The following is a 19,863-nucleotide window of genomic DNA, read 5'->3' as shown; positions in this document are numbered from 1 at the left end:
TGCTTTGATATGTCAGTAAGATACCGCGCCAAGTGGCAGCCCGTAGGGGAATCGAACCCCTCTTTCCAGGTTGAAAACCTGGCGTCCTAACCGATAGACGAACGGGCCGCGCTTGGCGTGAGGGGGCTTTTAGGCAAAGCCGCGGATCTCTGCAAGGGGAAATTTGGCGGTTTCGAGAGATTTTCTGCAGGTCTCCATTTCGCCCTTGTTTTGCTGGGCTTCGCGCATGGTGGTCGTGGCAAGTCGGGTGCAAATTCTGACGCCGGCAGGGTGGGCGACGGTATCGAAAGGCCGATGTGCCGTATCGGTTGGGCCATGGGCGAAGGTGGGAGCTTTGGAGCAGGCCGGGGGCCGCCGGTTCGGCGGCGCGGGGCAGCGCGATTCGAGATGACGATGGGGAGTTGCGGGGGCCGCTCTCCACGATCTGGGGGACGAAGGTCGGGGTCGCAACGGGCCGCGGCACGTTTGGGACATGCCGGGTCGCCGCTGCTCGGGCGAAGGGGCCGCAGGGTCCCGTAAACGGCGCGTGAGGGCGCTCAGGCGATGCTGGCCGGGGCGGCGTCTTCGAGGCGCAGCTGGACCTGCTGGCGCCCGCCCCAGGAGTTGATCTCGAGCCGCCCGGCCAGGTGATAGCGGCGCCCGTCGCGGGCCGACAGGGTGGGGCCCAGCGGTCCGTCGAAGGCGCCGAAGGCGATGGCGTCGATCGAGGCGCCCAGCCCGTCGCCGAAGCGCAGCTTCAGGTGGCTTTCGCCGACCTTCTTGGCAAAGCTGATCGTGACATCCGGAAAGGCAAAGCGCGGGGCAGAGGCTCCGGCGCCATAGGGGCCCGCAGCCTCGATCTGGTGGACCAGTTCGACCGTCGCCGCGCCGGGCATCAGCATCGCATCCAGTCGCAGGTCGGCCGGCCCACCCAGGCCCGCTCCCTGTTTCGCAAGCAATTCGCTTAGCCGTTCCATGGCGGCGTCCAGCCCGTCGCGTGCCACGGTCAGACCGGCGGCCATCTTGTGCCCGCCGCCCTTGATCAGCAGCCCGTCCGCCGCCAGCCGCTGGATCGAGGCGCCGAGGTCCACCCCGGCGATGGAGCGGCCCGATCCCTTGCCCTCGTCCCCGTCCAGCCCAATGACGACCGAGGGGCGGTTGGTGGCCTCTTTCAGGCGCGAGGCGACGATGCCGACGACGCCGGGATGCCAGCCTTCGCCCGCGGCCCAGACCAGCGGCGCGTCCAGCCCGCGTTCCTCGGCCTGGGCCATGGCGGCAGCGGTCACGCTGGCCTCGATCTCGCGGCGTTCGGCGTTCAGTTCGTTCAGGCGATCGGCCATGGCGGCGGCCTCGTGCGGGTCGGCGGTGGACAGCAGCCGCGCGCCCAGGTCGGCCTTGCCGATGCGTCCGCCCGCATTGATGCGCGGCCCCAGCAGGTAGCCCAGGTGATAGGCCGTGGGGGCGGTGTCCATCCGGGCCACGTCGGCCAGGGCGGCCAGGCCGGGGCGGGCGCGCCTCGCCATCACCACCAGGCCCTGGCGCACCAGTGCGCGGTTCACACCGATCAGGGGGGCCACGTCGGCCACGGTGGCCAGCGCCACGAGGTCGAGCATCGCCATCAGGTCGGGCAGGGTCTTGGCCCCGTCCTCGCGCGCCTGGCGGTTCGCCTCCACCAGCATCAGGAAGACCACGGCCGCGGCACAGAGATGGGCCAGCGCGCCGTCCTCGTCCTGCCGGTTGGGGTTCACGCAGGCCACGCAATCGGGCAGCGTCTCGCCGCCCAGGTGGTGGTCGAGGATGACCACGTCGCAGCCGGCGGCGGCCACGGGCTCGTGGCTCAACGTGCCGCAATCGACGCAGATGATCAGGTCGTGTTCGCGCCCGAGCGCCTGCATCGCGGGGACGTTGGGGCCATAGCCCTCGTCGATGCGATCGGGCACGTAAAGCGTCGCCTGACGCCCCATCTGGCCCAGCCAGTCCAGCAGCAACGCGGCCGAGGTGCCGCCGTCGACGTCGTAATCGGCGAAGATCGCGATCCGCTGGCGTTGTTTCACCGCCTGGATGACGCGAGCGGCAGCGGTTTCCATGTCCCTGAGCGATCGCGGATCGGGCAGCAGATCGCGCAGGGCGGGGGCGAGGAATCGCTCGGCCTCTGCCGCCGGGACGCCGCGACGGGCCAGCACGTTGCAAAGCGCGGGGCTCAGCCCGGTTTCCTGCGCCAGGGCCTCGGCGGCGCGGGCGATCTCGGGGGCGGGGGCGACCCAGCGGCGCCCGGTCAGGGAAGCGGAGACATCGAGAAAATCCATGCCCTCTATTGCCGCGCTTTCCGGGGGCGGTGCAAGCGGGAGGTTGGGGAGGGTGTAATCGTCTGGGCCTGGTTGTGTGGGGGCCAAGACCGACGGGGTGTTTCGAAGGCGGCGGGTCTTGGATGTTTGGGAAAACGACTAAGCCGCTATGAGGAATTGTCCCTTGTCACGAATGACTGATCGAAGGGCGCTCGAATCCCGTTTGGCAGAGCCTGGTTTCGGAGCATCTGCCGGTCTAGAGCCCCCGCCAGGCGGCAACACCGGCTGGCGCTAACGTGCGCCCCTCGGGTCGGTCGCGGCCCTCATTGCGAGAGGACATTCATGGGTCAGTGATTGCCGGAGATGAAACAAGGACCAAGCTTAACGGCCGTCACAGAGTCCTGCTTTCGTTAAATAAAATAAGCGGCATCCCAACAAAAAGCCCCCGGGCGAACCCGGGGGCAAAGCAATCAGCCAGATGCCAATGTGCAGCGCCAGCGCGGCGAACCGCGCCGGTTCTCAGACTTCCTCGATCCGGATCGCAACCGGGGTGCTCTCCACGACGCCGGTCTTGTCCATCGCGCCAAGCGCCCGGTCCAACGCGTCGCGGGACGTGCGGTGCGTCACGATCAGGACGGGGGCGCCGTCGCCCTCGTGATCGTATTGCCGCATCCGGTTAATCGAGATACCCGACTCGCCCAACACCGTCGCCACCTTGGCCAGCGCACCGGGTTTGTCCTGAAGCGTCATGCGCAGGTAATAGGCCGCCGGTGTGACGGAGCGCGCGGGCGTCGCTTCCTCCAGGCCCGAGGCGGGCTGGCCAAAGACCGGCAGGCGCACGCCACGGGCGATGTCGCAGACATCCGCCATAACCGCGCTGGCCGTCGGGCCTTCGCCGGCGCCGGGGCCGCGCAGCACGATCTGCTCGACGGCATTGCCCTCCAGCACGACCATGTTGGTGCCGCCTTCCAGCTGACCCAGCGGCGAGGTCGCGGGCACCAGGCAGGGCGACATGCGCTGTTCCAGGCCGCGGCCCGTCATCCGGGCAACACCCAGCAGCTTGATCCGGTAGCCCATATCGGCGGCGGCGCGGATGTCCTCGATGGTGATCCGGCCAATGCCCTCAAGCTCCATCGCGTCAAAGGCGACGCGGGTGCCGAAGGCGGCCGAGGCCAGGATCGCCAGCTTGTGCCCGGCATCGATGCCGCCCACGTCAAGCTCGGGATCGGCTTCGAGGTAGCCCAGCTGGTTCGCCTCTTCGAAGACGGTCTCGTAGGGCAGGCCCGCGCTTTCCATCCGGGTCAGGATGTAGTTGCAGGTGCCGTTCATCACGCCCATGACGCGGGTGATCTCGTTCCCGGCCAGCCCCTCGACGAGGGATTTCACCACCGGGATGCCCCCGGCCACGGCGGCCTCGTAGCGGATCACGCGGCCCGCATCCTCGGCCTGTTCGGCCAGCGCCTGACCATGGATCGCCAGCATCGCCTTGTTGGCGGTGACCACGTCCTTGCCGGCCTTCAGCGCGGCCTCGGTCGCGGCCTTGGCGGGCCCGTCAGAGCCGCCCATCAATTCGACGAAGACATCGACATCGTCGCGGGTGGCCAGGGCGACGGGATCGTCTTCCCAGTCATAGCCGTCCAGCGACACGCCGCGGTCCTTGTCACGGGTGCGGGCCGACACGGCAGAGATGGTGATCTCGCAGCCTGTCCGGGCCGTCAGCATCGCAGCCTCGCGCCGGATGATCTTGATCACCCCGACCCCGACGGTGCCCAAACCCGCAATCCCAAGGCGCAGCTTGCCGCTCATGCCCGCTCTCCTGTCTGTCATGTCCTTCAGGCGGCTCTAGCGGTTTCCCCCGGGGCTTGCAACGCGGCACTGGGGCCTTTGGGGGGCTTTGCGGCAACCGGGCGGACAATCAGGCCGCGCTGAGGGTTTGTCGGGCAGATGGCACCGCATCGGGATGCCGCAACGCGCAGGGCGTGGCGCGCTCAGTAGGCCCGCAGGCGCGCGGCGCGGGCCTTCAGCGCGGCGGCGCGGGCGGACAGGTTGTCGGCGTCATCGTCCTCGATCCGCGGGTTTTCGGCCTGGGCCAGCAGCCCGCCGACAGGGACGAGGTCGGGATAGGGGCCGCGCTGTTCATCGGCCGGGATGGCGCGGTCCAGTTCGGGGAACTGGGCGCAGGCCGACAGGCTCAGCGCCGCCACCATGCCGCATATGATCGCCCGCGCTGTCATCCGTGATCCGCCCCTTTTGCTCGCCGGGCCGAGTGTGAGCCATACGAAGGGGGGAGGCAAGGCCCGCGCCGCTTGATCTGAACGCTTGTTCAGTTACAACGGGGGCATGGCACGGACCGCAGGCTCCCATTCGGCGCTCACCGCCCCCCGTATCCGCGAGGCGGCGCTGTCGCTCTTTGCGCGGCACGGCTATGCGGCGGTTTCCATGCGCCAGATCGCGGCGGAGGTCGGGGTGCAGGCCGGGGCGCTCTACAATTACATCCCGGACAAGCAGACCCTGCTGGCGGACCTGATGCGCGCGCATCTCGACGATCTGCTCGAGGCGCGGGCGGCGCTGCCGCTACGTGCCGACCCGATGCAGGCGCTGGAGGATTTCACCCGCTTCCACATCCGGTTTCACGCCGAACGGCCCGACGCGGTCTTCATTGCCTACATGGAGCTGCGCAACCTCGAGCCCGACAATTTCGCGCAGATCGAGGCGCTGCGCCGCCGTTACGAGGATACGCTGACCGCGATCCTGGTGGACGGGCAGGGGACAGGGGCGGTGGCGGTCGCCGATCCGCGGATCGCGACGATGGCGATCATCGCCATGCTGACGGGCGTGAACACCTGGTTCCGCCAGACCGGTCGCCTCAGCCTGGACGAGATCGAGGATATCTACTGGGGCATGACCCGCCGCCTTGTCGCGGCCTGACCGTCCTCCCCGGGATACCTCCGGAGAGGACAGCGCACAGGGTCAATGCGCGGGCTTGATGAACGTGCCGTTGCGCAATTCGCGGAAGGCCTGCTGCAATTCCTCGCCCGTGTTCATCACGATGGGCCCATGCCAGGCGACAGGCTCCTGGATCGGCGCGCCGGAAATCAGAAGGAACCGCACTCCTTCCTCGCCCGCCTGCACCGTGATCTCGTCACCGGTGCCGAACCGAACGAGGGTCCGGTTGCCGGACATGTCGCGGATGTTGACCTCCTCGCCGCCGACCTCTTTCTCCAGCAGGACGCCGGTGGGGGCGGAGGCATCGGCGAAGGCGGCGGAGCCTTCGAAGATATAGGCAAAGGCCCGGCGGTAGGTGTCGACCGGCAGCGTCTTCTTGACCCCCGGCGGGATCCAGATGTCGAGGTATTGCGGATCGGCGGCGATCCCGTCGACCGGGCCGCGCTTGCCCCAGAACTCGCCCACGACGACGCGCACGGCGGTGCCGTCATCGTCGATGATCTCGGGGATCTCCTTGGCTTCAACGTCCTGGTAGCGGGGCGTGGTCATCTTAAGGTCGCGCGGCAGGTTCGCCCAAAGCTGGAAGCCATGCATCTGGCCCGACATGTTCCCCTGCGGCATCTCCTGGTGCAGGATGCCCGACCCGGCGGTCATCCATTGTACGTCGCCGGCGCCCAGCTTGCCCTGGTTGCCCAGGCTGTCGGCATGTTCCACCGACCCCGAAAGGACATAGGTGATCGTCTCGATGCCGCGATGCGGATGCCAGGGAAAGCCCTTCTGGAAATCCTCGGGGCTGTCGTTGCGGAAATCGTCGAACAGCAGGAACGGGTCCAGTTCGCTGGGTTTGTGGAACCCGAAGGCGCGGTGCAGTTTGACCCCGGCCCCTTCGAGGGTTTCCATGGCGGCACGGGTTTCGAGTGTCGGACGAATGGACATGAGCGTTCTCCTGATCCTGATGTCCCAGAGCTAGGGCAGCGCGAACCATCCGCCAAGTCCCGGCTGCGTTCGCGGATACAGGGGATCTGTGCCGGGGCGCACAATGGGGCAAAGCCGGGCCTCAGTCGGGTCGCCGACGGCCTGCGCGCTTGCATCGCCGCGCCGCAGCCCCTAACGGGATCGGAACCGGAAGGGGATGAGATGAGCGCAGAGATTTTGGCGAATGTGGCGGCCTCGCAGGGGCGGCGAGTCTTCGGGGTCGGCGTGCTGGCCGGGCTGGGGCTGCTGCTGGTGCGGATGGGGATCGCCGGGGGCGGCGGGTCCTGGCTGGACGGGCTGGTCATCGTGATGGGCGTGGCCGCGCTGGCCGCGTCCTGGCTGATGTACCGCGCCACCGCGCATCGCGTCGAACTGCGCGAAGAGGGGCTGTTTGACAGCGATGGCACCTGCCTCGCCGCGATGGAGGATATCGTGTCCGTCGACCGGGGCACCTTTGCCTTCAAGCCGTCCAACGGGTTCCTCGTGCGCACGCAGCGCAGCCTGGGGCGGATGTGGAAACCCGGCCTCTACTGGCGGCTGGGCAACCGGATCGGCGTGGGCGGCATCACCCGCGCGGCCGAGGCCAAGCTGATGGCCGATATCCTGACGGTGAAACTGGCCGAACGCGCCGCCGATGCCGAAGCGGCGAAGGGCGGCCAGGACGACTGAGCCACCGCACCTAGCGGCAGACCAAAAAGGGCGGCCCCGGGCCGCCCTGTTGTCCGTCGAGATAGGCCCGCGATCAGGCGGTTCCGTCATCCCATTTCAGCTGCGAGGTGAAGCGCGGGTTCATGAAGATCAGCGACTTCATCTCGAAATCGTCCATGCCGATCTTGAAGGGGATCTGGTAGTTGTTCCAGGTCTCGACCAGCAGGAATTCGTCGCCCGCGGCAATGTTCGGCAGCTGGTCCTTCATCGCGTTGGCCGCGGCCTCGTTCAGCGCCGCGCCGCCGCTGGTGCCGCGTTTCTGCGACCAGGACACCAGGTAACGGTCGGTGTCGGGGTCATAGCGCAGCACCGAGACGCGCAGGCCCGCGGAATTGTCGCGCACCATCTGCTGGAACAGGCTGAAGGAGGAGCTGACGAAAGTGTCGTTGATCTTCGAGGTTTCCCGCGAATAGGCGTCGGCCACGGTGAAGGTCGCCTTCTGCGTCATCGACCGCATCCGCAGCATGTCGAAGAAGGTGAACATCGCCAGGTACATCCACACCACCAGCGGCAGCAGGATGATCGATTCCACGGCCACGGTGCCGCGGGTTTCCTCGGCAAAGGCGCGGAAGCCTTCGCGAAGCCGGGCGCGCGCCAGGCGCAGGGGGGAGGGGTGGAAATTGGCCATCGGATCAGCTCGGTTCGTTCACGAATGCAGAGACCGAGTACAGCGCCATGTCGCCGTTGCCATCGACCTCCATTTGGCTGCCGAACCCGATATTCGGGAAGACAGGCGTGATCTTGATGCAGGCGCGCAGGATCATCAGGCCATTGGCGCCGCCATTGACGAATTGATGTACCGGCTGGACCTCTTCGGACTTGTCGATGCAGGTGATCGCATCGGGCAGGGCGGCATAGGCCCGCAGGTTCACCGGGCGCATTTCAAGGCGCAGGGAATTGGAGCAATCGGGCAGGAAGCCGGAATAGTCGCAGATCGCGTCCTTGATGGAATCGTGCGTCGGCGTCCCGCCGGTGCCAAGGCGCAGGTCCCGTACGGCCATGTCCAGGCCCCGTTCCAGCATGGTCTGCCGGAAGGTCATCATGCCCATCTCGACCGAGGACAGCATGAACATCAGGAAGATCGGGAACATGATGGCGAAATCCACCACGGCCGAACCGCTCTCGTCCCTTGCCCAGGCCCGTGCCCGGCGGAATATCGAAAACCCGAACCGCATCAGAGTGTCAACCTCAGCTGCTTCAGCTGCCGCGCGATGGAGGAGAAGGCCTCGCCGATTTCCAGCCCTTCGACCCGGTAGAAATGCGAGTCGGAGGAGGCGCAGCGTTCCAGTTGCGTGGCGGCGCTGTCATTGATCTCGAACCCGACGGTCCAGATGATGATGCCCTTGTTCTTGGCCGCGGTGCAGACGCTCTGCAGCAGCGTGTTGCCGATCGCGTTGTCGTAATAGGGCTCGAACAATTCGTGCTCGACCGAACCGTCGACCTGTTCATCCCAGTTCTCGACCGGATGACGGGCCCAGTGATAGCGCATATCCGGCGTGTCGTAGGCGAAATCCTTGATCCGGTAGGTCGTCGTGTTCACACCGTCGGTCATCAGCACGACGGTCTTCAGCGTCGGCGTGTCATAGCTGGCCGGACGACCCGAGAAGGCGGGGTCGACAAGACCGGCGCTGGCCATGGAGGTGATGACCGGCTCGATATCCGGATCGACCAGGGCCGCGCCCCATTTCATGCCCACGTGAACCGAGGTCCGCTCGCGCCAGGTCAGCTTGCCGATCTGGGTTTTCAGGGCGTCGACGTTCTGGCTGAAGGGCGTGATCGTCTCGTAGCTCTGCGTCGGGCACGAGATGTTGGTGAACGACCCGTCCGTATGCGAGAAATGCTGGCCCTGAAGGTAGTGGTCCTCGGGGTCGATGCCGGGTTTGGTGAAGTCGGCCGGGGTGAATTGCAGGCAGTAGGAATATTCGTGCAGGTGCCGCGCGTTCAGCCGGGCAAAGATCTCGCGGCCGGCATTCACGTCCCCGGTATAGGGCACCAGCGACAGCGACACCCTGTTGCGGGTCTCGGCCGTCAGCACGGTGTCGACGAAATCCTTCGCCGCGCTGTGCAGGTTCACCATCCGGTTGTTGTCGCGCATGGACCCCGAGATATCGAGCACGAGGGACACTTCGGCGTCGCCGATTTCCTGCTCGGCGCGTCCTGCGGCGGGCACCTTGAATTCATCGAAGCCGATATTGCCCAGGAACTGCGTCTTGACCATGGCGTCCAGCCGGATCTCGACGGCGCGGTTCCCGGCGACCCCTTCGACCTGCACGTCGTCGGACGAGATGTAGGAGGCGAGGTTCGCCTTGCTGAAATAGTCCAGGACCACAGTCTTGGGGTCGAGCGTGTTGTCTTTGTGCGCAGCGGCCAGGGCCGCGCTGTCGAGGGTCTGCTGCAGGCGGGTGCGCTCCATCTCGGCGCGCATCAGGTCGACGCTGACGCCGCCCACGGTCATCATGATAAGAAGAAGGAACAGCACGAATGCGAGCATCACACCGTCTTCCTGTCGTGCGAAATCACCCAGGAATTGACGCAACTTGTGCTTGTTCCGGTCCAGCTTGAATTGGATACCGGTCTTGAACTTCGCCTTGCGATCCATCGGTCTACCCTTGCGCGACTCGCATTTTTGGCTCCTCAAAAGCCCTTGTATACAGGCCCTTCGGAGTGAGTGGTGCGTTCGCCGCTGTTGTTGCAAAGAAATTGTTAACGCTGAAATCAGGCCGAAATTTGGCAGTATTGCGCCGCCAAAGTGGAATACGCTTTTATTGAAAACGAAACCCGGTGTTCGCGAAACATTGTTCGCGTACGTGCACAATGACGCGTTTTGGAAGCGCGGGAATGCAGAATCCGGCACACGGAGATTTGATATTTCCATGTTACGTTGCGTCGCAACAGGAGGAGGAAACGATGGCAAGCATGGCAAACCCGCAGGAACCGACGTTCCGCGAAAGCGTGGATCTGATGTTCAACCGCGCCGTGGCGCTGATGGATCTGCCCCCGGGGCTCGAGGAAAAGATCAGGGTCTGCAACGCCACCTACACCGTGCGTTTCGGGGTGCGCCTGCGGGGCCAGATCCAGACCTTCACCGGCTATCGTTCGGTCCATTCCGAACATATGGAGCCGGTCAAGGGCGGCATCCGCTTCGCCACCTCCGTCAACCAGGACGAGGTCGAGGCACTGGCGGCGCTGATGACCTACAAATGTGCGCTGGTCGAGGCCCCGTTCGGCGGCTCCAAGGGCGGGCTCTGTATCGACCCGCGGCAATGGGACGATCACGAGCTTGAACAGATCACCCGCCGCTTCGCCTATGAGCTGATCAAGCGCGACATGATCCACCCGGCCCAGAACGTGCCCGCCCCAGACATGGGCACCAGCGAACGCGAGATGGCCTGGATCAGTGATCAGTACAACCGGATGAACACCACCGACATCAACTCCCGCGCCTGCGTTACCGGCAAGCCGCTGAACGCCGGCGGCATCGCCGGCCGGGTGGAGGCGACGGGCCGGGGCGTGCAATATGCCCTGCGCGAGTTCTTCCGCGAACCGCTCGACGTGGCCAAGGCCGGGCTCGACGGCACGCTCGAGGGCAAGACCGTCATCGTCCAGGGCCTCGGCAATGTGGGCTACCACGCCGCCAAGTTCCTGCAGGAAGAGGACGGCGCGATCATCACCGGTATCATCGAACGCGACGGCGCGCTCTTTGATCCGTCGGGGATCGATGTCGAGAAGGTCAAGGAATGGATCATGCGCCACGGCGGCGTGACCGGCTACCCGGACGCCAACCACCATGCCGAAGGCGGCGCGGTGCTGGAAGAGGCCTGTGACATCCTGATCCCCGCCGCGATGGAAGGGGTGATCAACATGACCAATGCCGACCGGATCGGCGCCAAGCTGATCATCGAGGCCGCGAACGGCCCGATCACTGCCGGCGCCGATGACGTGCTGCGGGCGCGCGGCACCGTCATCATCCCCGACATGTATGCCAATGCGGGCGGCGTCACGGTGTCCTATTTCGAATGGGTCAAGAACCTCAGCCATATCCGCTTCGGCCGGATGCAGCGCCGCCAGGAAGAGGCGCGGCACGAACTGATCGTGCGTGAACTGGAACGGCTCGATCGGCATCTGGGTGATGCGTGGTCCATGACGCCCGACTTCAAGGCGAAATACCTGCGCGGCGCGGACGAGTTGGAGCTGGTGCGCTCCGGTCTCGACGACACGATGCGCATTGCCTTCCAGTCGATGCGCGGTCTCTGGCACGACAAGGAAGAGGTCGACGACCTGCGCACCGCCGCCTATCTCGTGGCCATTGACAAGGTTGCGGCCTCCTACCGGGCCAAAGGCTTGTGATAACGCTTGAAATTCGGATTTCGTTAAGGTCTATCCCGCGCAAACGTGCGGGATAGGTCATGCTGACGACGATCATTCACTATGTACACCTGCTGACGGCCGCCATCTGGATGGGCGGTACGTTGGTGCTGGCCTGGGGCTTCCTGCCCGCGCTGGCCCAGTTGAACGCGCCCGAAGCGCGGGCGATCTGGGCCTCCGTCGCGATGAAGGTTGCGCCGATGATGGGCTTCAATGGCGGCATGGTGATCCTGGCAGGCGGCGCGCGCGCCTGGATGTCGGGCAATATCCCCAGCTTCGGCGCATTGCTGGACGCCTACGGGTTGCTGGTGATCGGCGCGTTCCTCCTGACCTTCCTGAGCGAGGCCCTGGGCGGTCGCCTGCGCCAGCAGGTCGCCATCGCGATGCAGAACGAAGTCACCTATCACGAGCGGATGGGGCAACTGGTGCGCGGCAACATCATCAGCCAGTCGATCATCTGCACCGCGATCGTCGCGATCATGGCCGTGCTGGGGCTGGGTCTCTACTGAGCGCCGTTCGGGCCCGTCGTTTCACTCCACCATTTCACGGTCCGGCTGCGGCGCATCCGCGACCTCGCGCTCCGACCGGCCCAGAACCTCACGGCAGAACGACGCGACGGGCTGGGCGAAATCCGCGGCTTTCACCGCGGCTTCGGGCACATGCAGGACCGCGACCGGCACGCGCCCTGTCAGCCTGGTGAATTCCTCGATCAACGTCTCGGGCCGCTCTGCACTGCCCGAGGTGATCAGCAGGGCGACCCGGTCGGGCAAGGCGGGGCGGGTTTCGAGCCAGGTGCGCATCGGCACCGACAGGCGCCCCATCCAGACCGGCCCGCCCAGTATCAGCGTCTCGCTCGCCGCCCAGTCGATCTCCGGCACGCGTACCCTGGCCCTGGCGCGGGTCATCACCCGGTAGCCCAGTTTCAGGATCGACCAGAGGCCCGGCTTTTCGGGCCCCGGCGCCTCCATCAGGTGCACCGGAGCGTCCAGCGCGCGGCCCAGATCCTCGGCCACGTGGCGGGTATTGCCGGTCAGCGAATAGCACAGGATGCGAATCGTCATCGGGTCCTCCTCTCGCGCGTCCCCGCTCCGCTTATGCCCGGACCCCCGCGACACCGGCATGACAGAAGTCAAACGCCTTTGCGAAACCGCGCCCCTCTGCCGACGCACCGGCCAGACACCGACCTGCGCAGCACTTGCGCAGAGGTCGCGAAGCGACCGGGCCCCGACTTGCGCAGCACTTGCGCAGAGGTCGCGAAGCGACCGGGCTTTGTCGCGACCCGGCGTTGCATTCCCCGCGAACCCCTGCTTTGGTCAGCGGGTAATCGGAGGCATCCATGCGTTTCAATGCTTTGCGCGTCCTGAAGGAAGGGCTGACCGGCAACCGGGGCTGGGGGCCGCATTGGCGCGATCCGGAGCCGAAACCGGCCTATGACATCGTCATCATCGGTGGCGGCGGGCACGGGCTGGCCACCGCCTTCTACCTGGCCAAGGAACACGGGCTGACCAATGTCGCGGTGCTGGAGAAAGGGTACCTCGGCGGCGGGAATGTGGGGCGGAACACCACGATCGTGCGGGCCAATTACTTCCTGCCCGGCAATTCCGAGTTCTATTCCCATTCGCTCAAGCTGTGGGAAACGCTGGAAGACGACCTGAACTACAACGTGATGCATTCACAGCGCGGCCTGTTCAACCTGTACCATTCCGACGGCCAGCGCGACGCCATCGTCCGGCGCGGAAATGCGATGATCAACCAGGGCGACGACGCGTTCCTGCTGGACCGCGCGGCGCTTGAGAAAAAGCTGCCTTTCCTCGACTACGACAACGGCCGGTTCCCGATCCACGGCGCGCTCTACCATCCGCGCGGCGGCACGGCGCGGCACGATGCGGTGGCCTGGGGTTTCGCCCGCGGCGCGTCGGACCGGGGCGTCGACCTGATCCAGAATTGCGAGGTCACCGGCATCGACACAGAGGGCGGCGCGGTGACCGGCGTGCAGACCACCCGCGGCGCGATCCGCGCCCGCAAGGTCGCCATCGTCACCGCTGGCCGGTCGGGTCAGGTGGCGGCGCTGGCCGGGCTGCGCCTGCCGATCGAAAGCCATGTCCTGCAGGCCTTCGTGACCGAGGGGCTGAAACCGGTGATCGACAATGTCATCACCTTCGGCATGGGCCATTTCTACATTTCCCAGTCCGACAAGGGCGGGCTGGTCTTTGGCGGCGACCTGGATTTCTACCCCTCCTACGCGCAGCGCGGCAACCTGCCCACGGTCGAACACGTGATGGAGGCGGGCATGACCCTGATGCCGATGATCGGCCGGGCCAAGGTGCTGCGCAGCTGGGGCGGGATCATGGACATGACGCCCGACGGCTCGCCCATCATCGACCGCGCGCCGGTCGACGGGCTCTACCTCGATTGCGGGTGGTGCTATGGCGGGTTCAAGGCGGTGCCGGGATCGGGTTTTGCCCTGGCGCATCTGCTGGCGACGGACCGCCCGCATGACAGCGCCACGGGCTTCCGGCTGGACCGGTTCACCACCGGGCGCGGGCTGATGGATGAAGAGGGCAAGGGGGCGCAGCATAACCTGCACTAAGCGCGGGTTGCGCGGGCGGGATGCCTGCGGCGCGAGTATTTTTGGCAAGATGAACATGGGATCGGAATGAGACTGACCTGTCCGCATTGCGGCGAGCGCGATCTGCGCGAGTTCACCTTCGGGGGCGCGACGCTGACCCGTCCCGAGGGCGACTGGGGCCCGGACTGGGACGCCTATATCCACCTGCGCGAGAACCCAGCGGGGCTCAGCCGGGAATACTGGACCCATGACATGGGCTGCGCCGCCTGGCTGCTGGTCGAACGGGACACCGTGACCCATGACATCCGCGCCGTCCGCCCGGTCGGGGAGGGCGCGCCATGAAGCGGATCGACGGCGGCCTGATCGACCGCGACCACCCGGTGGATTTCCGGTTCGACGGTCATGCCTACCAGGGGTTTGCCGGGGACACGCTGGCCTCGGCGCTGCTGGCCAACGGGCAGCGTGTGCTGGGCCGGTCGTTCAAGTATCACCGTCCGCGCGGCGTGCTGAGTGCGGGCAGCGAGGAGCCCAATGCGCTGGTGACCCTTGGCCTCGGGGCCGGGTCCGAACCCAATGCGCGGGCGACCATGGTCGAGATCCGCCAGGGGCTTGAGGCGTTCGGCCAGAACGGTTTCCCCAATGTCGGCTTCGACCTGATGGAGGTGAACGACCTCTTCGCGCCCTTCTTCTCGGCGGGCTTCTACTACAAGACCTTCATGGGGCCGAAATTGCCGGGCTGGCGGGTCTGGGAACGGGTGTTCGAGCCGGTGATCCGCCGCGCTGCCGGGCTGGGACGGCTGGACCGCACCAAGACCCCGATCGCGACCGAAAAGGCCTATGCCTTCTGCGACCTGCTGGTGATCGGCGGGGGGCCCACGGGCCTGATGGCCGCGCTCACGGCGGCCGAGGCGGGGGCCGATGTCATCCTTGCCGACGAGGATCACCTGCCCGGCGGGCGCCTGAACGGTGACCGGCAAGAGGTCGGCGGCCAGAGCGGTGCCGACTGGGCCGCCGGGATCGTCGCGCAGCTGGCGTCGATGCCCAATGTCCGGGTGATGACCCGCACGACCGTGACCGGCGTCTACGATCAGGGCACCTATGGTGCATTGGAACGCGTCGTACCCGGTCGCGGCCGGCCCGAGGAAACCTTCTGGCGCATCACCGCCCGCCGCGCCGTCCTGGCCGCGGGCGGTATCGAGCGACCCGTCGCGCTGGCCAATAACGACCGTCCCGGCGTCATGCTGTCGGGCGCCGTGCGAACCTATGTGAATCGCTACGCCGTGGCGCCCGGCCGCTCTGCCGTGGTCTTCGGGGCCTCGGACGAGGCGCATCGCACCGCCGCCGACCTGTTGCGCGCCGGCGTGCACGTCGCGGCGCTGGTCGATGCCCGGCCTGGCGCGACCTGTGACCTGACGGTGCGTTTCCATGCCGGCGGGCTGGTCGAGGGCGTTCAGGGGCGCGAGGTCGAATCCGTTGCGATCCGCCGCGCCGATGGCGTGCTGGAGAAGGTGCAAGCCGATCTGCTTGCCTTCTCGGGCGGCTGGAACCCGTCCGTCCACCTGACCTGTCACCTCAATGGCCGGCCCGTCTGGCGCGACGATATCGCCGCCTTCGTCCCGTCCGAGGGGGCAGTGCCCGGCCTGATCCCGGCGGGGGCGTGCAACGGTGAGGCAACCACTTTCGCTTGCCTGTCTGCGGGGCGCGATGCCGCGGTGCAGGCCCTGGCCAATCTGGGCCGCCAGGCCACGCCGCCTGATCTTCCGCAGGCCGAGGACACGGCAGGCGAGGGGCGTCCGCTTTGGGTGATGCCTGGTAAGGGGCGGAAATGGCTGGATTTCCAGAACGACGTGACCGTCAAGGACGTGGAGCTGGCGGCGCGCGAGAACTTCCGCTCCGTCGAACATATGAAGCGCTACACTACACAGGGCATGGCCCCGGACCAGGGCAAGACCGGCAATGTCGCGGCGCTGGCCGCTCTGGCAGATGCGACCGGCCGCTCGATCCCGGGCACGGGGACCACGACCTACCGCCCGCCCTTCGTGCCCGTCTCTATCGCCGCGCTTGGGGCCGGGGGGCAGGGCAAGGGCTTTGCCGCCGAACGCTTCACCGCCGCGCATCCCGTCGCCCTGTCCATGGGCGCCCCGATGATCGAGGCCGGCCTATGGTATCGCCCCAGCTATTTCCCGAAATCCGGCGAACAGACCTGGCGCGAAAGCTGCGACCGGGAGGTCGGCTATGTCCGCAACGCGGTCGGCATCTGCGATGTCTCGACCCTTGGCAAGATCGACGTGCAAGGCCCTGATGCGGCAGCGTTTCTCGATTTCGTCTATACCAACAACATGTCCACGCTGAAGCCCGGCAATACCCGCTATGGCCTGATGCTGCGCGAGGATGGGCACGTGATGGATGACGGCACCTGCGCCTGTCTTGGCGAGGGGCACTACGTCGTCTCCACCACCACCGCCGCCGCGGGCGAGGTGATGCGGCACATGGAATTCGCGGCCCAGGTGCTGCGCCCCGATCTGGATGTCCGGCTGGCCTCTGTCACCGAACACTGGGCGCAGACCGCCATTGCCGGCCCGCAATCGCGCGAGCTGCTGAACGAGGTGCTGGATACCCCGCTTGCGGACGGCGACTGGCCCTTCATGGCCTGTGGCGAGGTTTCGGTCGGTGGCATCGCTGCACGGCTGTTCCGGATCTCGTTCTCGGGCGAACATGCCTATGAAATCGCCGTGCCGGCCCGCTACGGGGAAAGCCTTTTCCGTTGCCTCGTCACCAAGGCCGAGGCGCGCGGCGGCGGCGTCTACGGGATGGAGGCGCTCAACGTCCTGCGGATCGAGAAGGGGCTGCTGACCCACGCGGAACTGGACGGCAGAACAACGGCTTATGACCTTGGCCTCGCAGGCATGATGTCGAAGAAGAAGGACTTCATCGGCCGCGCCGCGGCGGGCCGTGAGGGGCTGACCGATCCGACCCGCCCCCGTCTCGTCGGGATCAAGCCGGTGGGCGCGGTGCAGCAACTGACCTCCGGGGCCTTCCTCTTCGAACCCGAGGCCGAGGCGACCCGCGTGAACGCCCAGGGCACCGTCAGCTCCGTCGCGTTCTCGCCGACGCTGGGCCATTTCGTCGGTCTGGCGCTGCTGACCGAGGGGCCGGAGCGCTACGGCGAAAAGGTCCGCATGGTGGACCATTTGCGCGGCGTCTCGACCCTTTGCGAGGTCGTGCATCCCGCCTTCTTGGACCCTGATGGAGGACGCGCCCGTGGCTGAGCCAGAGATCACCCTGACCGCCCGCCCGGCGCTGTCCGGCCTGCCGAAACGGCATGGCGCAATGACGCTGGATCTTGTCGCCCCGGGCCCGCTGACCACGATCGCGCCCTATGCGGGTAAGGTTGAGGCCGTGTCGCAAACCCTTGAAAAGGCACATGGGTTGGTCTTGCCTGCGACGGGCACGTTAACCACATCCCGGTCGACCAGCCTGCAATGGTTCGGCCGGGACATGTGGCTGCTGAGCGGTGTCACGCCCGGAGCCGGCCTGTCCGCCCACGCGGCCCTCACCGATCAATCCGATGGCTGGGCGGTCTTCGATCTGACCGGGCCGGACGGGGCGGCCGTGATGGCCCGCCTGACGCCGGTCGATCTGCGCCTGTCGGCCTGTCCCGTCGGCACCGCCATCCGGACGGAGGCAGAGCACATGATGGTCGCCATCACCCGCACCGCACCGGACAATCTGCGCATCATCGGCTTCCGCTCCATGGCGAAATCGCTGGCCCATGCGATCGAAACCGCGATGGAGCGGGTCGCCGCGGGGTAGGCCTAATAGGCAAGCGGAACAGCTTCCCCTGGGAAACCTTTTCCGCTTGCGCAAAAATCCCTCTGGCACGGCGGCGGGCAGGGCGCTACATCAGCGTCTCCGCCACAGCCTTTCAATCGTGACCGAAGCCTTCTGGACTCGGCCCCGTGCTCTTCGGATAATCGCCCCATGAGTCTGCCCCCCGGTTTCCTCGACGAGATCCGCAATCGCGTCAGCCTGTCCCAGGTTGTCGGGAAAAAGGTCATGTGGGACATGCGGAAGTCCAACCAGGGCAAGGGCGACTGGTGGGCGCCGTGCCCCTTCCACCAGGAAAAATCCGCATCTTTTCATGTGGATGACCGAAAGGGATTCTATTACTGCTTTGGCTGTCATGCCAAGGGCGACGCGATTTCCTTCCTGAAGGACAGCGAGAATATGGGCTTCATGGAAGCGGTGGAGGCGCTGGCCCAGGAGGCCGGCATGCAGATGCCCGCCCGCGACCCCCGTGCCCAGGAAAAGGCCGAGAAGCGCGCGGAACTGGCCGATGTGATGGAAATGGCCGTGCGCCATTTCCGCATGATGCTGAATTCCGGGGCGGCGGCCGAGGCGCGGCGCTACCTCGACAAGCGCGGCATGACGCCCGACCGGCTGGAAAAATTCGAGATCGGTTTTGCCCCCGAGGGCTGGCAGAACCTGTGGGACAAGCTGCGCGGCCAGGATGTCCCGGCCGAGATGATCCTGCGCGCGGGACTGGCGCGTCCCTCCGACAAGGGCCGCAACCCCTACGACGTGTTCCGCAACCGGATCATGTTCCCGATCCGCGATCCGCGCGGCCGCTGCATCGCCTTCGGGGCGCGGGCCATGGATCCGAACGACAAGGCCAAGTACCTGAATTCGCCCGAGACCGAGCTCTTCGACAAGGGTCGGTCGCTCTACAATCACGGCCCCGCGCGCGAGGCCGCGGGCAAGGGGCAGCCGGTGATCGTGGCCGAGGGCTACATGGACGTGATCGCGCTGTCCTCGGCCGGGTTCGGGGGCGCGGTCGCGCCTCTGGGCACCGCGATCACCGAGAACCAGCTGGCGATGCTCTGGGCGATTTCGCCGGAACCGATCGTTGCGCTGGACGGCGACACGGCGGGCCTGCGCGCGGCCTACCGCCTCGTCGACCTGGCCCTGCCGCTGATGGAGGCGGGTAAATCTTTGCGCTTCGTCCTGCTGCCCGAAGGCAAGGACCCCGACGACCTGATCAAGGCCGAGGGGGCGGAGGGGATGCAGAAACTGCTCGATGCGGCGATGCCCATGGTCGACCTGCTCTGGCGGCGCGAAACCGAGGGGCGGAGTTTCGACAGCCCCGAACGCCGCGCCGCGCTGGACCGTGCCCTGCGCGACAAGATCAAGGTCATCCCGGACCCGTCGCTGCTGCGCCATTACGGCGATGCTCTCAAGGAGATGCGGTTCCAGCTGTTCCGCCCGCAGCGCAACAGCACCTGGACGCCACGGGGCGCCAAGCCGCGCCTGCCGATCCGCAGCACGACCCGCAATTCCTACCTCGCCGCCACGCCCGAGGGGGAGGACCAGCTGCGCGAGGCGGTGATCCTCGCCACGCTCTGCGTCACCCCCGCCGCGACCCCGATGTTCGAATCCCAGATCGAGCGGATGACCTGTTCGGATGACGATTTCACGCGGATGCGGGACCTAATCCTGACCCATTGCGACGAGGGGCCGGAGCGCCTGCGCGAGGTGATCGCGGAAAAACTCGGCCCCGATGCTCTTGATCAGCTGCTGGCGCGGCCCCATGTGGCCATCTGTCCGACGATCCGGAACCCCGGCAACCTCGAGGTGGCGCAGATGACCCTGGCCGAGGAACTTGCCAAGCAGCAGGCCCGCAAGGGGCTGCGCGCCGAGATCGCCGAGGCGGAGGAGGAGCTGTCCGGGACCGCGGATGAGGCCGTCACTTGGCGCCTGACCCAGGCGGCGGAGGCGCTGAACCAGTCCGTGAAGCCCCAGCAGAAGGACAAGGCGGAGTATGATCTTGGGGAAAATGGCGCGCGAATCAGTCGTCAGGAACGCGGTGCGTTCGACGCCCTGATGGAGACGATTCGCTTCGACAAAGGGCGAAAGTGACCTTTTTCGGTAACGATTCCCTAAAGAATTAACGGTAGCCGGGTGTGCGCGGGCGCGAATCACGCTATTGATTCGGACCAAGCGAATCACGCCCGACCCCACGCCACGGCAGAACGCGCG

The 19,863-nt window shown here is 66.4% G+C and carries 17 protein-coding genes and 1 tRNA gene; 9 read left to right on the top strand and 9 right to left on the bottom strand.

Annotation, left to right across the window (positions count from 1 at the left end; genetic code table 11):
- Positions 1 to 33 precede the first annotated feature (33 nt).
- The 4 genes from ATO9_RS11905 to ATO9_RS11890 form a co-directional block, all read right to left on the bottom strand.
- A tRNA-Glu gene (locus ATO9_RS11905) sits at positions 34 to 108 on the bottom strand.
- Between the two features lie 428 nt (positions 109 to 536).
- Positions 537 to 2,285 (bottom strand): single-stranded-DNA-specific exonuclease RecJ, encoded by a 1,749-nt coding sequence (recJ, locus tag ATO9_RS11900; RefSeq protein ID WP_043749096.1) that lies wholly within the window; start codon positions 2,283 to 2,285, stop codon positions 537 to 539.
- 498 nt (positions 2,286 to 2,783) lie between these two features.
- Positions 2,784 to 4,070: a homoserine dehydrogenase gene (locus ATO9_RS11895; protein WP_043749093.1), complete on the bottom strand. Its 1,287-nt coding sequence runs from the start codon at positions 4,068 to 4,070 to the stop codon at positions 2,784 to 2,786.
- A 182-nt stretch (positions 4,071 to 4,252) separates the two neighbouring features.
- A complete protein-coding gene (locus ATO9_RS11890; RefSeq protein WP_043749090.1) occupies positions 4,253 to 4,498 on the bottom strand; it encodes a hypothetical protein in 246 nt (81 codons plus the stop codon).
- A 106-nt stretch (positions 4,499 to 4,604) separates the two neighbouring features.
- Here ATO9_RS11890 and ATO9_RS11885 point away from each other — a divergent pair, with 106 nt between their 5' ends.
- Positions 4,605 to 5,192 (top strand): TetR/AcrR family transcriptional regulator, encoded by a 588-nt coding sequence (locus ATO9_RS11885; RefSeq protein ID WP_043749087.1) that lies wholly within the window; start codon positions 4,605 to 4,607, stop codon positions 5,190 to 5,192.
- A 42-nt stretch (positions 5,193 to 5,234) separates the two neighbouring features.
- On the opposite strand, the gene ATO9_RS11880 is transcribed toward ATO9_RS11885, so the two are convergent.
- Positions 5,235 to 6,146, bottom strand: coding sequence for a pirin family protein (locus ATO9_RS11880; protein ID WP_043749084.1), 912 nt, complete (start codon positions 6,144 to 6,146; stop codon positions 5,235 to 5,237).
- Between the two features lie 201 nt (positions 6,147 to 6,347).
- Between ATO9_RS11880 and ATO9_RS11875 the strand changes: the two genes are divergently transcribed.
- Entirely contained in the window at positions 6,348 to 6,854 is a 507-nt protein-coding gene (locus ATO9_RS11875; protein ID WP_043749082.1) for a hypothetical protein, read from the top strand.
- 73 nt (positions 6,855 to 6,927) lie between these two features.
- Here ATO9_RS11875 and ATO9_RS11870 read toward each other — a convergent pair whose 3' ends face one another.
- Genes ATO9_RS11870 through ATO9_RS11860 form a run of 3 tightly spaced genes read right to left on the bottom strand, consistent with a single transcriptional unit; the run spans position 6,928 to position 9,492 of the window.
- Positions 6,928 to 7,521, bottom strand: a complete 594-nt coding sequence (locus tag ATO9_RS11870; protein WP_043749079.1) for a TadE/TadG family type IV pilus assembly protein — start codon at positions 7,519 to 7,521, stop codon at positions 6,928 to 6,930.
- Positions 7,522 to 7,525: 4 nt separating this feature from the next.
- Positions 7,526 to 8,068, bottom strand: coding sequence for a TadE/TadG family type IV pilus assembly protein (locus ATO9_RS11865; protein ID WP_043749076.1), 543 nt, complete (start codon positions 8,066 to 8,068; stop codon positions 7,526 to 7,528).
- Positions 8,068 to 9,492 (bottom strand): TadE/TadG family type IV pilus assembly protein, encoded by a 1,425-nt coding sequence (locus ATO9_RS11860; RefSeq protein ID WP_052418271.1) that lies wholly within the window; start codon positions 9,490 to 9,492, stop codon positions 8,068 to 8,070. The genes ATO9_RS11865 and ATO9_RS11860 overlap by 1 nt, the downstream gene beginning before the upstream one ends.
- 317 nt (positions 9,493 to 9,809) lie before the next feature.
- On the opposite strand from ATO9_RS11860, the gene ATO9_RS11855 reads away from it, so the two are divergent.
- Both ATO9_RS11855 and ATO9_RS11850 read left to right on the top strand, forming a co-directional pair.
- Entirely contained in the window at positions 9,810 to 11,240 is a 1,431-nt protein-coding gene (locus tag ATO9_RS11855; protein WP_043749747.1) for a Glu/Leu/Phe/Val family dehydrogenase, read from the top strand.
- A gap of 59 nt (positions 11,241 to 11,299) precedes the next feature.
- The gene (locus ATO9_RS11850) at positions 11,300 to 11,767 is read left to right on the top strand and encodes a hypothetical protein (protein WP_043749075.1); all 468 of its coding nucleotides are present in this window, start codon (positions 11,300 to 11,302) and stop codon (positions 11,765 to 11,767) included.
- A gap of 21 nt (positions 11,768 to 11,788) precedes the next feature.
- On the opposite strand, the gene ATO9_RS11845 is transcribed toward ATO9_RS11850, so the two are convergent.
- Positions 11,789 to 12,319 (bottom strand): flavodoxin family protein, encoded by a 531-nt coding sequence (locus ATO9_RS11845; RefSeq protein WP_043749073.1) that lies wholly within the window; start codon positions 12,317 to 12,319, stop codon positions 11,789 to 11,791.
- Between the two features lie 275 nt (positions 12,320 to 12,594).
- On the opposite strand from ATO9_RS11845, the gene ATO9_RS11840 reads away from it, so the two are divergent.
- The 5 genes from ATO9_RS11840 (at position 12,595) to dnaG (ending at position 19,743) form a co-directional block, all read left to right on the top strand.
- Positions 12,595 to 13,848 (top strand): sarcosine oxidase subunit beta family protein, encoded by a 1,254-nt coding sequence (locus tag ATO9_RS11840; protein WP_043749070.1) that lies wholly within the window; start codon positions 12,595 to 12,597, stop codon positions 13,846 to 13,848.
- A 66-nt stretch (positions 13,849 to 13,914) separates the two neighbouring features.
- Positions 13,915 to 14,169: a sarcosine oxidase subunit delta gene (locus ATO9_RS11835; protein WP_043749069.1), complete on the top strand. Its 255-nt coding sequence runs from the start codon at positions 13,915 to 13,917 to the stop codon at positions 14,167 to 14,169.
- A complete protein-coding gene (locus tag ATO9_RS11830) occupies positions 14,166 to 17,096 on the top strand; it encodes a sarcosine oxidase subunit alpha family protein (protein ID WP_043749066.1) in 2,931 nt (976 codons plus the stop codon). The genes ATO9_RS11835 and ATO9_RS11830 overlap by 4 nt, the downstream gene beginning before the upstream one ends.
- Positions 17,089 to 17,640 (top strand): sarcosine oxidase subunit gamma, encoded by a 552-nt coding sequence (locus tag ATO9_RS11825; protein ID WP_238318737.1) that lies wholly within the window; start codon positions 17,089 to 17,091, stop codon positions 17,638 to 17,640. The genes ATO9_RS11830 and ATO9_RS11825 overlap by 8 nt, the downstream gene beginning before the upstream one ends.
- Before the next feature lie 168 nt (positions 17,641 to 17,808).
- Positions 17,809 to 19,743 (top strand): DNA primase, encoded by a 1,935-nt coding sequence (dnaG, locus tag ATO9_RS11820; RefSeq protein WP_043749063.1) that lies wholly within the window; start codon positions 17,809 to 17,811, stop codon positions 19,741 to 19,743.
- Positions 19,744 to 19,863 lie beyond the last annotated feature (120 nt).

The organism is Pseudooceanicola atlanticus, from assembly GCF_000768315.1.
GTDB classification, from domain to species: Bacteria; Pseudomonadota; Alphaproteobacteria; order Rhodobacterales; family Rhodobacteraceae; genus Pseudooceanicola; species Pseudooceanicola atlanticus.
Note: the sequence above shows the minus strand (reverse complement) of the source record. Positions and strands in the feature narration are given on the sequence as shown.